Raw genomic sequence first — 14,472 nt, 5'->3', positions numbered from 1 at the left:
GCAAAATAAAAGGCACAGAAATGAGAAGGATAAAGAGCGGGTACCCCATTGAGAGCACCCGACACATTAAAGGAAGAATGGACTTGGCTGGAATAAACGTTCGACGTCGGTAATAAACTTTTTATCGGTAAGGAACATAATAACGTGATCGCCTTGCTCAATGCGCAAATTATCATTGGCAATCATGACATCATTCCCGCGCACGACAGCACCAATAATGGTGCCCGGTGGCAGCTTAATTTCGTCTATCGAACGGCCTACGACGCGTGATGTGGTTTCATCTCCGTGCGCTACGGCTTCAATGGCTTCCGCTACCCCGCGACGAAGCGATGACACACCAACAATATCCGCTTTACGCACATGGCTCAGTAACGCGGAAATTGTCGCCTGCTGCGGCGAAATGGCAATATCAATGACGCTGCCCTGAACCAGATCAACATAGGCCTTGCGCTGGATAAGCACCATGACCTTCTTTGCCCCCATACGTTTCGCGAGCATGGCGGACATTATATTCGCCTCGTCGTCGTTGGTGACGGCAATAAAAAGATCAACTTGATCAATATGCTCTTCAGCCAGCAACTCCTGATCTGACGCATCGCCATAAAATACGATCGTATTTTGCAGTTTTTCCGCCAGTTCAGCCGCTCGCTGCTGATCGCGTTCGATCAATTTTACGCTGTAATCTTTTTCCAGCCGGTGTGCCAGACCGGCACCAATATTGCCGCCGCCGACCAGCATAATGCGTTTATAGGGTTTTTCGAGACGCTGAAGTTCACTCATCACCGCACGAATATGCTGTGAAGCCGCAATAAAGAAGACTTCGTCCCCGGCTTCGACAATCGTAGAGCCCTGCGGGCGGATAGGTCTGTCGTGGCGGAAAATAGCCGCGACGCGCGTATCAATATGCGGCATATGCTCGCGCATGGTGGACAACGCGTTGCCAATCAACGGGCCGCCGTAATAGGCCTTAACGACGGCCAGGCTCACTTTACCTTCGGCAAAGTTCACCACCTGCAGGGCGCCCGGATATTCGATCAGACGGTAGATATTGTCGATCACCAGCTGTTCTGGCGCGATGAGATGGTCAATAGGAACTGCTTCTGAATTAAACAGTTTCTCAGCATCGCGGACATAGTCCGGAGAGCGGATGCGCGCGATTCGGTTTGGCGTGTTAAAAAGCGAGTAGGCCACCTGACAGGCCACCATATTGGTTTCGTCAGAACTGGTCACCGCAACCAGCATGTCGGCATCGTCAGCGCCCGCCTCACGAAGGACGCGGGGGTGCGAACCATGACCCTGCACAACGCGCAGGTCAAATTTGTCCTGTAAAACACGCAGGCGATCGCCGTTTGTATCCACTATGGTGATATCGTTGTTTTCGCCAACCAGATTTTCCGCCAGCGTTCCACCAACCTGTCCTGCGCCCAGAATGATAATCTTCATCTCTCGTGACCTGTTCTCAACATCACTCTTTGATTAGCTTAGCGTAAAAGAAGCCATCACCCTCTTCTGCACCCGGCAGATTCTGCTGACCCGGGCATTCAGGCGTTCCCGTATCGTGCAGCGCCGCGTCCGGGGTTCGTTTAAGGAAGGCCGCGATTTGCTGACTGTTTTCTTCCGGCAGTACTGAACAGGTTGCATAGACCAGCGTGCCGCCGGGTTTGAGATGCGGCCAGATGGCGTCGAGGATGTCGGATTGCAGTTGGGCAAGCTCACTAATATCACGATCGCGACGCAGCCACTTGATATCCGGATGACGACGAATCACGCCGGTTGCAGAGCAGGGGGCATCCAGCAAAATGCGATCGAATTGTGCTTCGCCACACCATTCTGCGGGTTTGCGTCCATCGCCTTGCTTAACCTGTGCCTTCATGCCCAGGCGCTTGAGGTTGTCGTAGACGCGTGAAAGACGCTGCTCATCAACGTCCACTGCCATCACGTTGGCCTGCGGAGCCACTTCAAGAATATGCGTCGTTTTGCCCCCTGGTGCGGCGCAGAGATCGAGGATCTGCTCACCGTTTTTAGGTTCGAGCCAGGTCATGCAACCCTGAGCAGAGGCATCCTGTACGGTTACCCAGCCTTCATCAAAACCGGGTAATGCATGTACCGGTGCAGGCGATGCTAAGCGCACGGCATCAGGGTATGCGTCATGGGTAAAGCCGCTCATTCCAGCGTCTTCGAGTAATGCCAGCCATGCGTCACGGGTCTGGTGATTACGATTCACGCGTAACCACATTGGCGGACGCTGGTTGTTGGCATCGGCAATGTCCTGCCACTGCTGCGGATAAGCTTTTTTCAGGCGCTTCAACAGCCAGTCCGGATGCAGGAAGCGCGCTTCGGTTTGGGCAAATTCAGCCAGAAGCTCATCCTGCTGTCGCTGGAACTGACGCAATACGCCGTTGATCAGCCCTTTCAGCTGAGGACGTTTAATCGCAACGGCACCTTCCACCGTCTCTGCCAGCGCGGCATGAGGTGGGATGCGGGTATGAAGAAGCTGATAAAAACCCACCATAATTAAATAATGTACGGTGCGCTGCTTGCCTGTCATTGGGCGGGACATCAGCTTATTAATCAGCCACTCAAGCTGCGAGAGTGTGCGCAGGACGCCAAAGCAGAGCTCCTGAAGCAGGGCTTTATCTTTATCAGAGACTTTTTGCTGCAGGGGAGGCAGGACGTTGCTCAGTGACTGGCCCTGCTCGATAACCTGCTCGACGGCCTGGGCCGCCATGCTGCGTAGATTTTGTTTTTTCATAACCGTAAAAATAAAAATGCCCGGAAACACCGGGCCTTAAGAATAAATTTGCTCAGGCAAGGCGATTGCCAGGGATAAACCATTCGCGACGGGAATTTAGTAGATCCTGAGCACTCATGGCTTTCTTACCGGCCGGTTGGAGCGATTCAAGATTCAAAATCCCTTGCGCAGTCGCCACCTGGATGCCGTTCTTGCTGGCATCAATAATCGTACCGGGTTCCACCGTAGTCGCACCGCTAATGACGGAGGCTTTCCAGACTTTTACTGGCTGCCCATCAATTTCCAACCAGCTCATCGGCCACGGATTAAAAGCGCGAATGCAACGTTCAAGCTGAGCGGCTGACAGGGACCAGTCGATCCGCGCTTCTTCTTTGCTCAGCTTTTCGGCGTAGGTTACCAGCGCGTCGTCCTGAACTTCTGGTTTTACCGTATTGTCAGCAAGCTGCTGAAGCGTCTCGATGAGCCCTTGTGGGCCAAGGTCTGCCAGTTTGTCATACAGCGTGGCGCTGGTATCGTCTGACGTAATGGGGCAGGCCAGTTTATAGAGCATGTCGCCGGTGTCTAAACCTACGTCCATCTTCATGATGGTCACGCCCGTTTCGGCATCACCTGCCCACAGCGCGCGCTGGATAGGTGCTGCACCACGCCAGCGTGGGAGCAGGGACCCATGAACGTTGATGCAACCCAGGCGCGGCATATCGAGCACGGCTTTTGGCAAAATTAAACCGTAAGCCACCACCACCATTACGTCGGCATTCAGGTCAGCAACCAGCTGCTGATTTTCCTGCGGGCGCAGCGATGCGGGCTGGAAAACAGGAAGCCCATGCTCTTCTGCCAGCACCTTGACCGGGCTCGGCATCAGTTTTTTGCCGCGACCAGCAGGACGGTCCGGTTGGGTAAAGACGCCAACAATCTGGTGACCAGACGATAACAGCGCGTCAAGATGACGCGCTGCAAAATCAGGGGTTCCCGCGAAGATAATACGTAGTGATTTAGACACGATGATCCTTGTATCCGGTGGGACGTTATGCGCGAGAACGCAAACGATCCAGTTTCTCTACTTTCTGACGAATACGCTGCTGTTTCAGCGGCGAGAGATAATCGATAAACAGTTTACCGACCAGGTGATCCATCTCATGCTGAATACAAATCGCCAGCAGATCGTCTGCCTCCAGTTCGAACGGATTACCGTCACGATCCAGAGCGCGAATTTTCACTTTCTCAGCACGCGGCACTAACGCACGCTGTTCTGGAATAGACAGACAGCCTTCCTCAATACCGGTTTCGCCACTCTTTTCAAGCAGCTCTGGGTTGATCAGCACCAGACGGCCATCGCGATTCTCAGAAACGTCGATCACGATAATACGCTTGTGAATGTCCACCTGCGTTGCCGCCAGGCCAATGCCTTCTTCGGCGTACATGGTATCGAACATATCATCAACGATACGCTGGATTTCTGCATTCACTTCTTTAACCGGTTCAGCGACGATGCGAAGGCGCTCGTCCGGAATATGTAATACTTGCAAAACTGCCATAAATTTCCAGAGTCGTGTTCAGGAGTTGATAAGAATACTCCCTCTATTCTAGACAAATCCCCCATCGATTGACAGCATCAGTGACCAATCGCAATGATTGCGGAGACCGCTTATGGCAGGGGAAAGGATGACATCTACCGAGATTTGGCTACGGCTCATGCACACAGGTTCTTTGTGTGGTGATGTCATGGTGGAAGCGGCTGCACGACTGCAGAGGCAGGAAGGCATCGACACGCTTGTCTTACGAAATGCTGGGCTGACAGCAAAGCAGGCTGAACGGTTCGTTGCGCTCAATGAGAGTGAGCTGGAACGTAGCCTGATATGGCTTGAGCAGTCGGGTCATCATTTATTAACGGCCAACCATCCCCTTTATCCCCCTTTGCTCCGCACGATCCCTGATTATCCCGGAGCATTATTCATAAAAGGTAACCCTGAGACGCTTAATACCGTTCAGCTGGCGGTGGTAGGCAGTCGTGCGCCGTCATGGTACGGCGAGCGGTGGGGGAAAATCCTGTGCGAACAACTTTCACAAAGTGGTTTCACGATCACCAGCGGGCTGGCCTGTGGTATTGATGGCGTTGCCCACAGCGCGGCGCTGTCAGTAAAAGGACGAAGTGTCGCGGTGCTGGGAAACGGTCTTTTTAGTATTTATCCACGTCGGCATCAGGCATTGGCGATGCGGCTTATTGAGTCTGACGGCGCGATAGTGTCTGAGTTTCCGCTTTCCGCGCAGCCCCGACCGGCAAACTTTCCGCGTCGTAATCGCATCATCAGCGGCCTTAGCAAAGGCGTGCTGGTCGTTGAAGCCGCGCGGCGAAGCGGTTCGCTGGTCACGGCACGGTGCGCGCTCGAACAGGGGCGAGAAGTCTTCGCCTTGCCCGGCCCGATAGGTAATCCCGGATGCGAGGGACCGCACTGGCTGATTAAGCAGGGGGCAACACCGGTAACGGAAGTCGCGGACATTCTTGAAAATTTGCAATATGGGCTGCAATGGCTGCAGGAAGATCCCGAAAAGCGACAATATTCATCAGATCAGGGAAAGGTGGCATTGCCATTTCCCAAGCTCCTGGCTAACGTAGGAGATGAGGTAACACCTGTTGACGTTGTCGCTGAACGTGCCGGCCAACCTGTGCCAGTAACGGTAGCACAGCTACTCGAACTGGAGTTAGCAGGGTGGATCGCAGCTGTACCCGGCGGCTATGTCCGATTAAGGAGGGCATGCCATGTTCGACGTACTGATGTATTTGTTTGAGACTTACATCCATAACGAAGCAGAAATGCGAGTGGATCAGGACAAGTTGACACAGGATCTTACCGATGCGGGATTTGAGCGGGAAGATATCTACAATGCGTTGATGTGGCTGGAAAAACTGGCTGATTATCAGGAAGGCCTTGCCGAACCGATGCAGCTTGCTTCTGACCCATTGTCAGTACGCATTTATACCGCTGAAGAGTGTGAACGGCTGGACGCCAGCTGCCGGGGGTTCATTTTATTCCTTGAGCAGATTCAGGTGCTAAACCTCGAAACGAGAGAAATGGTGATAGAGCGCGTCATGGCGCTGGATACCGCAGAATTTGAACTGGAAGATCTCAAATGGGTGATCCTGATGGTTCTGTTTAATATCCCGGGCTGTGAAAATGCCTATCAGCAAATGGAAGAATTACTCTTTGAAGTGAATGAAGGTATGCTGCACTAATTCAATGTGCAGCACCAAGAGTTGTTATGGCCAAATCAGCACTATTCACGGTGCATAAAAACGAGCCCTGCCCGCAGTGCGGGGCTGAACTTGTTATTCGGTCCGGGAAACACGGCCCGTTTCTCGGTTGTTCTCACTATCCGGAATGTGATTATGTTCGTCCTCTGAAAAGCCAGGCGGATGGACATATCGTTAAAATTCTGGAGGGGCAGCTTTGTCCTCTTTGCGGTGGCGAACTCGCGCTACGCCAGGGGCGTTTCGGCATGTTTATTGGATGTAGCCGCTACCCGGAATGTGAACATACGGAACAAATTGATAAGCCTGATGAAACGGCAATCTCATGCCCTCAGTGTCAGCGCGGTCAGTTGGTACAGCGCCGCTCCCGTTATGGTAAGACTTTCCATTCGTGCGATCGCTACCCTGAATGCCAGTTCGTTATCAATTTTAAGCCGGTAGCGGGAATCTGCCCTAATTGCAATTATCCGCTACTGATAGAGAAGAAAACCGCGCAAGGCATTAAACGCTTCTGCGCCAGTAAACAATGTGGAAAGCCGGTTACGGCGGATCAAAATAGTGAATAATAACCTGCCATCAGGCTCCATTGCGCATGCAGTGGACGTACTGAAAAATGAAGAAGTCATCGCCTATCCAACTGAAGCTGTTTTTGGGGTCGGTTGCGATCCTGACAGCGAAACGGCGGTGAGCCGTCTGCTTACCCTGAAACAAAGACCCGTCGAGAAAGGACTGATTTTGATCGCTGCGAATTACGAGCAGCTTAAGCCCTATATTGATGACTCTATGCTAACGCCAGCACAGCGCGAGACAATCTTCTCCGCGTGGCCTGGACCGGTCACCTTTGTTTTCCCGGCGCAGCCGACAACCCCGCGCTGGTTAACCGGACGCTTTGATTCCCTTGCCGTTCGCGTCACTGACCATCCGCTGGTGGTGGAGCTGTGCCTGGCATTTGGTAAACCACTGGTCTCAACCAGCGCCAACCTGACCGGGCAGCCGCCTTGTCGGACAACCGAAGAAGTGCTGGCGCAGTTCGGGAATGACTTCCCTGTCGCTGTCGGTGAAACGGGAGGGCGCCTGAATCCATCTGAAATTCGCGACGCTTTGACCGGCGAACGTTTTCGCCAGGGGTAATCTCATGGAAACCTATGCTGTTTTTGGTAATCCCATTGCACACAGCAAGTCACCGTTGATCCATCAGCAGTTCGCGGAGCAGTTGCAGATAGATCACCCCTATGGTCGCGTACTGGCGCCAGTGGATGCCTTTATCCCTACGCTGGAGGCCTTTTTCGCCGCGGGGGGCAAAGGTGCGAATGTGACGGTCCCGTTTAAAGAAGAAGCCTTTGAACGTGCGGATGAGCTGACCGAACGCGCTTCACTTGCTGGTGCAGTCAATACCCTAAAACGGCTTGAGGATGGACGCCTTCTGGGGGACAACACCGACGGGATTGGTTTACTCAGCGATCTGGAAAGACTCTCCTTTATCAAGCCCGGATTCCGAATCCTGCTGATTGGCGCGGGTGGCGCATCGCGGGGCGTTTTGTTGCCTCTGCTTTCACTGGACTGTTCGGTGACCATCACGAACAGAACCTTTTCCCGGGCAGAAGCACTGGCGGCGTTGTTTGCGCATACCGGCAGCGTGAGCGCGGTAGCGCTTGACGATCTTGTCGAACGTGAGTTCGATCTTGTCATTAATGCCACATCCAGCGGCATCAGTGGCGAGATCCCGGCGATCCCCGCTTCGTTGGTCAGTGCGCATATGTACTTCTATGACATGTTCTATCAGAAAGGTAAGACGCCTTTCCTGAATTGGTGTGAACAACACGGCGCGAAACAGTTAGCCGATGGGCTGGGAATGCTGGTGGGGCAGGCTGCGCATGCGGTACTGCTCTGGCACGGAGTGTTGCCTGCTGTCGAGCCGGTCATTGAAAAGCTAAAGCAGGAGCTTTCGGCGTGAATCAGGCTATTCATTTCCCGGACAGAGAGAGCTGGGATGAGCATAAGCAAGCGGTCTGTTTTCCTGTGCTGGTGCAGGGTATGCAGCTTACCTGTGCCATCCATGGAGAAACGCTGTTGCATCGTTTTGGCGGCACAGACCCGCTAGCGGTATTTTGCGAAAATCGCTGGGATCTGGAAGAGGAAGCCAGCGATTTAATCCGCGAACAGCAGGAAGACGATCAGGGCTGGGTTTGGTTATCCTGATCCAAATAGTCATTCTTCCATTTTACGTAGTTGTTCGCCGAGTATTTTAATCCTTCGATCTCTGCCTCCTTAAGGGGGCGGATCTGTTTTACCGGGCTTCCCAGATAGAGATAGCCGCTCTCCAGCCGTTTGTTCTGCGGGACCAGGCTACCGGCGCCAATCATCACGTCATCTTCTACTATGACGCCATCCAGTAAAATCGACCCCATGCCAACAAGTACGCGATTTCCGACAGTGCAGCCGTGAAGCATGACTTTATGGCCGACGGTAACATCTTCTCCAATAATGAGGGGATTGCCTTTCGGGTTATAGGACGATTTGTGCGTGACGTGCAGAACGCTACCGTCCTGAATATTGGTTCGCGCGCCAATAGACACATAGTTAACGTCTCCCCTGATGGCAACGAGTGGCCAGATACTAACGTCATCGGCCAGTCGGACATCACCAATGACCACACTACTGGCGTCGATCATCACGCGATCGCCTTGTTTGGGGAACAGATCTTTATAAGGACGTAATACTGCAGACATAACTACCTCTGAGAATGAGCGCTATACAGAAGACTTTGATCGTATTCGTCGATCGAGGCAAGGCAAAATACGTCAATATTTAAGCAGATCGGGCGGGATTTCAGCGAAAAGCGCGGAAAATCAGCAGTCGGAAAAAAAGATCTAAAAAATACTTGTGCTAAAAATTGGGATCCCTATAATGCGCCTCCATCGACACGGCGGATGTGAATCACTTCACAAACAGCCCGGTCGGTTGAAGAGAAAAAATCCTGAAATAACGGGTTGACTCTGAAAGAGGAAAGCGTAATATACGCCACCTCGCAACGGTGAGCGAAAGCCGCGTTGCACTGCTCTTTAACAATTTATCAGACAATCTGTGTGGGCACTCAAAGTGACATGGATTCTTAACGTCCTCGGACGAAAAATGAATACCAAGTCTCTGAGTGAACATGCGTAATTCATTACGAAGTTTAATTCACGAGCATCAAACTTAAATTGAAGAGTTTGATCATGGCTCAGATTGAACGCTGGCGGCAGGCCTAACACATGCAAGTCGAGCGGCAGCGGAAAGTAGCTTGCTACTTTGCCGGCGAGCGGCGGACGGGTGAGTAATGTCTGGGAAACTGCCTGATGGAGGGGGATAACTACTGGAAACGGTAGCTAATACCGCATAACGTCGCAAGACCAAAGAGGGGGACCTTCGGGCCTCTTGCCATCAGATGTGCCCAGATGGGATTAGCTAGTAGGTGGGGTAACGGCTCACCTAGGCGACGATCCCTAGCTGGTCTGAGAGGATGACCAGCCACACTGGAACTGAGACACGGTCCAGACTCCTACGGGAGGCAGCAGTGGGGAATATTGCACAATGGGCGCAAGCCTGATGCAGCCATGCCGCGTGTATGAAGAAGGCCTTCGGGTTGTAAAGTACTTTCAGCGGGGAGGAAGGTGTTGAGGTTAATAACCTCAGCAATTGACGTTACCCGCAGAAGAAGCACCGGCTAACTCCGTGCCAGCAGCCGCGGTAATACGGAGGGTGCAAGCGTTAATCGGAATTACTGGGCGTAAAGCGCACGCAGGCGGTCTGTCAAGTCGGATGTGAAATCCCCGGGCTCAACCTGGGAACTGCATTCGAAACTGGCAGGCTAGAGTCTTGTAGAGGGGGGTAGAATTCCAGGTGTAGCGGTGAAATGCGTAGAGATCTGGAGGAATACCGGTGGCGAAGGCGGCCCCCTGGACAAAGACTGACGCTCAGGTGCGAAAGCGTGGGGAGCAAACAGGATTAGATACCCTGGTAGTCCACGCCGTAAACGATGTCGACTTGGAGGTTGTGCCCTTGAGGCGTGGCTTCCGGAGCTAACGCGTTAAGTCGACCGCCTGGGGAGTACGGCCGCAAGGTTAAAACTCAAATGAATTGACGGGGGCCCGCACAAGCGGTGGAGCATGTGGTTTAATTCGATGCAACGCGAAGAACCTTACCTACTCTTGACATCCAGAGAACTTTCCAGAGATGGATTGGTGCCTTCGGGAACTCTGAGACAGGTGCTGCATGGCTGTCGTCAGCTCGTGTTGTGAAATGTTGGGTTAAGTCCCGCAACGAGCGCAACCCTTATCCTTTGTTGCCAGCGGTCCGGCCGGGAACTCAAAGGAGACTGCCAGTGATAAACTGGAGGAAGGTGGGGATGACGTCAAGTCATCATGGCCCTTACGAGTAGGGCTACACACGTGCTACAATGGCGCATACAAAGAGAAGCGACCTCGCGAGAGCAAGCGGACCTCATAAAGTGCGTCGTAGTCCGGATTGGAGTCTGCAACTCGACTCCATGAAGTCGGAATCGCTAGTAATCGTAGATCAGAATGCTACGGTGAATACGTTCCCGGGCCTTGTACACACCGCCCGTCACACCATGGGAGTGGGTTGCAAAAGAAGTAGGTAGCTTAACCTTCGGGAGGGCGCTTACCACTTTGTGATTCATGACTGGGGTGAAGTCGTAACAAGGTAACCGTAGGGGAACCTGCGGTTGGATCACCTCCTTACCTTAAAGAACCTGCCTTTGCAGTGCTCACACAGATTGTCTGATGAAAAGTAAATAGCAAGGCGTCTTGCGATTGAGACTTCAGTGTCCCCTTCGTCTAGAGGCCCAGGACACCGCCCTTTCACGGCGGTAACAGGGGTTCGAATCCCCTAGGGGACGCCACTTGCTGGTTCGTGAGTGAAAGTCACCTGCCGTCATATCTCAAAACTGACTTACGAGTCACGTTTGAAATATTTGCTCTTTAAAAATCTGGATCAAGCTGAAAATTGAAACGACACATCTTAATGGTGTGTTCGAGTCTCTCAAATTTTCGCAATCAGAAGTGAAACATCTTCGGGTTGTGAGGTTAAGCGACTAAGCGTACACGGTGGATGCCCTGGCAGTCAGAGGCGATGAAGGACGTGCTAATCTGCGAAAAGCGCCGGCGAGGTGATATGAACCTTTGACCCGGCGATGTCCGAATGGGGAAACCCAGTGTGTTCCGACACACTATCGTTAACTGAATACATAGGTTAACGAGGCGAACCGGGGGAACTGAAACATCTAAGTACCCCGAGGAAAAGAAATCAACCGAGATTCCCCCAGTAGCGGCGAGCGAACGGGGAGCAGCCCAGAGTCTTAATCAGCTTGTGTGTTAGTGGAAGCGTCTGGAAAGTCGCACGGTACAGGGTGACAGTCCCGTACACGAAAATGCACAGGTTGTGAACTCGAAGAGTAGGGCGGGACACGTGGTATCCTGTCTGAATATGGGGGGACCATCCTCCAAGGCTAAATACTCCTGACTGACCGATAGTGAACCAGTACCGTGAGGGAAAGGCGAAAAGAACCCCGGCGAGGGGAGTGAAATAGAACCTGAAACCGTGTACGTACAAGCAGTGGGAGCACCTTCGTGGTGTGACTGCGTACCTTTTGTATAATGGGTCAGCGACTTATATTCTGTAGCAAGGTTAACCGTATAGGGGAGCCGAAGGGAAACCGAGTCTTAACTGGGCGTTAAGTTGCAGGGTATAGACCCGAAACCCGGTGATCTAGCCATGGGCAGGTTGAAGGTTGGGTAACACTAACTGGAGGACCGAACCGACTAATGTTGAAAAATTAGCGGATGACTTGTGGCTGGGGGTGAAAGGCCAATCAAACCGGGAGATAGCTGGTTCTCCCCGAAAGCTATTTAGGTAGCGCCTCGTGAACTCATCTTCGGGGGTAGAGCACTGTTTCGGCTAGGGGGCCATCCCGGCTTACCAACCCGATGCAAACTACGAATACCGAAGAATGTTATCACGGGAGACACACGGCGGGTGCTAACGTCCGTCGTGAAGAGGGAAACAACCCAGACCGCCAGCTAAGGTCCCAAAGTCATGGTTAAGTGGGAAACGATGTGGGAAGGCACAGACAGCCAGGATGTTGGCTTAGAAGCAGCCATCATTTAAAGAAAGCGTAATAGCTCACTGGTCGAGTCGGCCTGCGCGGAAGATGTAACGGGGCTAAACCATGCACCGAAGCTGCGGCAGCGACACTATGTGTTGTTGGGTAGGGGAGCGTTCTGTAAGCCGTTGAAGGTGGCCTGTGAGGGTTGCTGGAGGTATCAGAAGTGCGAATGCTGACATAAGTAACGATAAAGCGGGTGAAAAGCCCGCTCGCCGGAAGACCAAGGGTTCCTGTCCAACGTTAATCGGGGCAGGGTGAGTCGACCCCTAAGGCGAGGCCGAAAGGCGTAGTCGATGGGAAACAGGTTAATATTCCTGTACTTGGTGTTACTGCGAAGGGGGGACGGAGAAGGCTATGTTAGCCGGGCGACGGTTGTCCCGGTTTAAGCATGTAGGCGGAACGACCAGGTAAATCCGGTCGTTTTTTAACGCTGAGGTGTGATGACGAGGCACTACGGTGCTGAAGTAACAAATGCCCTGCTTCCAGGAAAAGCCTCTAAGCATCAGGTAACATCAAATCGTACCCCAAACCGACACAGGTGGTCAGGTAGAGAATACCAAGGCGCTTGAGAGAACTCGGGTGAAGGAACTAGGCAAAATGGTGCCGTAACTTCGGGAGAAGGCACGCTGATATGTAGGTGAAGCCCCTGCGGGTGGAGCTGAAATCAGTCGAAGATACCAGCTGGCTGCAACTGTTTATTAAAAACACAGCACTGTGCAAACACGAAAGTGGACGTATACGGTGTGACGCCTGCCCGGTGCCGGAAGGTTAATTGATGGGGTTAGCGGCAACGCGAAGCTCTTGATCGAAGCCCCGGTAAACGGCGGCCGTAACTATAACGGTCCTAAGGTAGCGAAATTCCTTGTCGGGTAAGTTCCGACCTGCACGAATGGCGTAATGATGGCCAGGCTGTCTCCACCCGAGACTCAGTGAAATTGAACTCGCTGTGAAGATGCAGTGTACCCGCGGCAAGACGGAAAGACCCCGTGAACCTTTACTATAGCTTGACACTGAACACTGGTCCTTGATGTGTAGGATAGGTGGGAGGCTTTGAAGCGTGGACGCCAGTCTGCGTGGAGCCGTCCTTGAAATACCACCCTTTAATGGCTGGTGTTCTAACGTAGACCCGTAATCCGGGTTGCGGACAGTGTCTGGTGGGTAGTTTGACTGGGGCGGTCTCCTCCCAAAGAGTAACGGAGGAGCACGAAGGTTAGCTAATCCTGGTCGGACATCAGGAGGTTAGTGCAATGGCATAAGCTAGCTTGACTGCGAGAGTGACGGCTCGAGCAGGTGCGAAAGCAGGTCATAGTGATCCGGTGGTTCTGAATGGAAGGGCCATCGCTCAACGGATAAAAGGTACTCCGGGGATAACAGGCTGATACCGCCCAAGAGTTCATATCGACGGCGGTGTTTGGCACCTCGATGTCGGCTCATCACATCCTGGGGCTGAAGTAGGTCCCAAGGGTATGGCTGTTCGCCATTTAAAGTGGTACGCGAGCTGGGTTTAGAACGTCGTGAGACAGTTCGGTCCCTATCTGCCGTGGGCGCTGGAGAATTGAGGGGGGCTGCTCCTAGTACGAGAGGACCGGAGTGGACGCATCACTGGTGTTCGGGTTGTCATGCCAATGGCACTGCCCGGTAGCTAAATGCGGAAAAGATAAGTGCTGAAAGCATCTAAGCACGAAACTTGCCCCGAGATGAGTTCTCCCTGAGACTTTAAGTCTCCTGAAGGAACGTTGAAGACGACGACGTTGATAGGTCGGGTGTGTAAGCGCAGCGATGCGTTGAGCTAACCGATACTAATGAACCGTGAGGCTTAACCTTACAACGCCGAAGATGTTTTGGCGAAGAGACAGATTTTCAGCCTGATACAGATTTAACAGAATTTGCCTGGCGGCTTTAGCGCGGTGGTCCCACCTGACCCCATGCCGAACTCAGAAGTGAAACGCCGTAGCGCCGATGGTAGTGTGGGGTCTCCCCATGTGAGAGTAGGGAACTGCCAGGCATCAAATTTAGCGTGCTGATATGGCTCAGTTGGTAGAGCGCACCCTTGGTAAGGGTGAGGTCCCCAGTTCGACTCTGGGTATCAGCACCACTTTATACTTAGGTTAAAGTTCGGCAAGAAGTAAAAGAATTTGTCTGGCGGCTTTAGCGCGGTGGTCCCACCTGACCCCATGCCGAACTCAGAAGTGAAACGCCGTAGCGCCGATGGTAGTGTGGGGTCTCCCCATGTGAGAGTAGGGAACTGCCAGACATCAAATAAGTGAGAAGGCCATCCGAAAGGATGGCCTTTTTGCGTTATGATTC

Annotated in this window: 11 protein-coding genes, 2 tRNA genes and 4 rRNA genes; 12 read left to right on the top strand and 5 right to left on the bottom strand. The window is 52.8% G+C overall.

The annotated features are described in order from the left end of the window. Positions 1–66: 66 nt before the first annotated feature. From trkA to def, 4 genes are read right to left on the bottom strand one after another with little or no spacing between them, the layout of a single operon-like run. Entirely contained in the window at positions 67–1,443 is a 1,377-nt protein-coding gene (gene trkA, locus BFV67_RS20025) for a Trk system potassium transporter TrkA (RefSeq protein WP_008503482.1), read from the bottom strand. Between the two features lie 22 nt (positions 1,444–1,465). Further along, on the bottom strand, positions 1,466–2,752 hold the full coding sequence (rsmB, locus tag BFV67_RS20020; RefSeq protein ID WP_025912244.1) for a 16S rRNA (cytosine(967)-C(5))-methyltransferase RsmB: 1,287 nt from the start codon (positions 2,750–2,752) through the stop codon (positions 1,466–1,468). Positions 2,753–2,804: 52 nt separating this feature from the next. Then, entirely contained in the window at positions 2,805–3,752 is a 948-nt protein-coding gene (gene fmt, locus BFV67_RS20015) for a methionyl-tRNA formyltransferase (protein ID WP_045418179.1), read from the bottom strand. A 25-nt stretch (positions 3,753–3,777) separates the two neighbouring features. Next, positions 3,778–4,287 (bottom strand): peptide deformylase, encoded by a 510-nt coding sequence (gene def / locus BFV67_RS20010; protein WP_008503479.1) that lies wholly within the window; start codon positions 4,285–4,287, stop codon positions 3,778–3,780. Between the two features lie 127 nt (positions 4,288–4,414). Between def and dprA the strand changes: the two genes are divergently transcribed. Genes dprA through BFV67_RS19980 form a run of 6 tightly spaced genes read left to right on the top strand, consistent with a single transcriptional unit; the run spans position 4,415 to position 8,198 of the window. Beyond that, complete coding sequence (gene dprA / locus BFV67_RS20005) at positions 4,415–5,539, top strand: DNA-protecting protein DprA (RefSeq protein WP_069598836.1); 1,125 nt, start codon at positions 4,415–4,417, stop codon at positions 5,537–5,539. Then, a complete protein-coding gene (gene smg / locus BFV67_RS20000; RefSeq protein WP_008503477.1) occupies positions 5,511–5,984 on the top strand; it encodes a DUF494 family protein Smg in 474 nt (157 codons plus the stop codon). Before dprA ends, smg begins: the two co-directional genes overlap by 29 nt. 26 nt (positions 5,985–6,010) lie before the next feature. After that, positions 6,011–6,565 carry a DNA topoisomerase family protein gene (locus BFV67_RS19995; RefSeq protein WP_069598835.1) on the top strand — a complete coding sequence of 185 codons (555 nt, stop codon included), beginning with the start codon at positions 6,011–6,013 and terminating at the stop codon, positions 6,563–6,565. Further along, positions 6,558–7,130, top strand: a complete 573-nt coding sequence (gene tsaC, locus BFV67_RS19990) for an L-threonylcarbamoyladenylate synthase type 1 TsaC (protein WP_008503475.1) — start codon at positions 6,558–6,560, stop codon at positions 7,128–7,130. Before BFV67_RS19995 ends, tsaC begins: the two co-directional genes overlap by 8 nt. 4 nt (positions 7,131–7,134) lie before the next feature. Next, on the top strand, positions 7,135–7,953 hold the full coding sequence (aroE, locus tag BFV67_RS19985; RefSeq protein WP_025912248.1) for a shikimate dehydrogenase: 819 nt from the start codon (positions 7,135–7,137) through the stop codon (positions 7,951–7,953). Next, entirely contained in the window at positions 7,950–8,198 is a 249-nt protein-coding gene (locus tag BFV67_RS19980; protein WP_023345007.1) for a DUF1488 family protein, read from the top strand. The genes aroE and BFV67_RS19980 overlap by 4 nt, the downstream gene beginning before the upstream one ends. Here the strand turns inward: BFV67_RS19980 and BFV67_RS19975 are convergent. Beyond that, a complete protein-coding gene (locus tag BFV67_RS19975) occupies positions 8,174–8,728 on the bottom strand; it encodes a gamma carbonic anhydrase family protein (RefSeq protein ID WP_025912249.1) in 555 nt (184 codons plus the stop codon). The two genes, BFV67_RS19980 and BFV67_RS19975, sit on opposite strands and share 25 nt — an antisense overlap. Positions 8,729–9,199: 471 nt before the next feature. Here BFV67_RS19975 and BFV67_RS19965 point away from each other — a divergent pair. From BFV67_RS19965 to rrf (BFV67_RS19940), 6 genes are all read left to right on the top strand, one after another. Then, positions 9,200–10,741: ribosomal RNA gene (locus BFV67_RS19965) — 16S ribosomal RNA — on the top strand. An 85-nt stretch (positions 10,742–10,826) separates the two neighbouring features. Then, positions 10,827–10,902 (top strand) — tRNA-Glu (locus tag BFV67_RS19960). Positions 10,903–11,084: 182 nt separating this feature from the next. Then, positions 11,085–13,989, top strand: a 23S ribosomal RNA gene (locus BFV67_RS19955). A gap of 65 nt (positions 13,990–14,054) precedes the next feature. Then, positions 14,055–14,170 (top strand): 5S ribosomal RNA (rrf, locus tag BFV67_RS19950). A 14-nt stretch (positions 14,171–14,184) separates the two neighbouring features. Then, positions 14,185–14,260 (top strand) — tRNA-Thr (locus tag BFV67_RS19945). 43 nt (positions 14,261–14,303) lie between these two features. Further along, positions 14,304–14,419 (top strand): 5S ribosomal RNA (gene rrf, locus BFV67_RS19940). Together the 16S, 23S and 5S rRNA genes with 2 tRNA genes alongside form the textbook arrangement of a ribosomal RNA operon. Positions 14,420–14,472: the final 53 nt, after the last annotated feature.

This window comes from Enterobacter roggenkampii, from assembly GCF_001729805.1.
In the GTDB taxonomy this organism is placed as follows: Bacteria; Pseudomonadota; Gammaproteobacteria; order Enterobacterales; family Enterobacteriaceae; genus Enterobacter; species Enterobacter roggenkampii.
The sequence above is the reverse complement of the archived record's forward strand: the minus strand, read 5'-3'. Positions and strand labels throughout refer to the sequence as shown.

Coding starts and splice junctions, on each gene's coding strand:
- BFV67_RS19975 (WP_025912249.1), bottom strand. CDS start 8,728: ATGTCTGCAGTATTACGTCCTTATAAAGATCTGTTCCCCAAACAAGGC.
- BFV67_RS19995 (WP_069598835.1), top strand. CDS start 6,011: ATGGCCAAATCAGCACTATTCACGGTGCATAAAAACGAGCCCTGCCCG.
- rsmB (WP_025912244.1), bottom strand. CDS start 2,752: ATGAAAAAACAAAATCTACGCAGCATGGCGGCCCAGGCCGTCGAGCAG.
- aroE (WP_025912248.1), top strand. CDS start 7,135: ATGGAAACCTATGCTGTTTTTGGTAATCCCATTGCACACAGCAAGTCA.
- def (WP_008503479.1), bottom strand. CDS start 4,287: ATGGCAGTTTTGCAAGTATTACATATTCCGGACGAGCGCCTTCGCATC.
- trkA (WP_008503482.1), bottom strand. CDS start 1,443: ATGAAGATTATCATTCTGGGCGCAGGACAGGTTGGTGGAACGCTGGCG.
- smg (WP_008503477.1), top strand. CDS start 5,511: ATGTTCGACGTACTGATGTATTTGTTTGAGACTTACATCCATAACGAA.
- dprA (WP_069598836.1), top strand. CDS start 4,415: ATGACATCTACCGAGATTTGGCTACGGCTCATGCACACAGGTTCTTTG.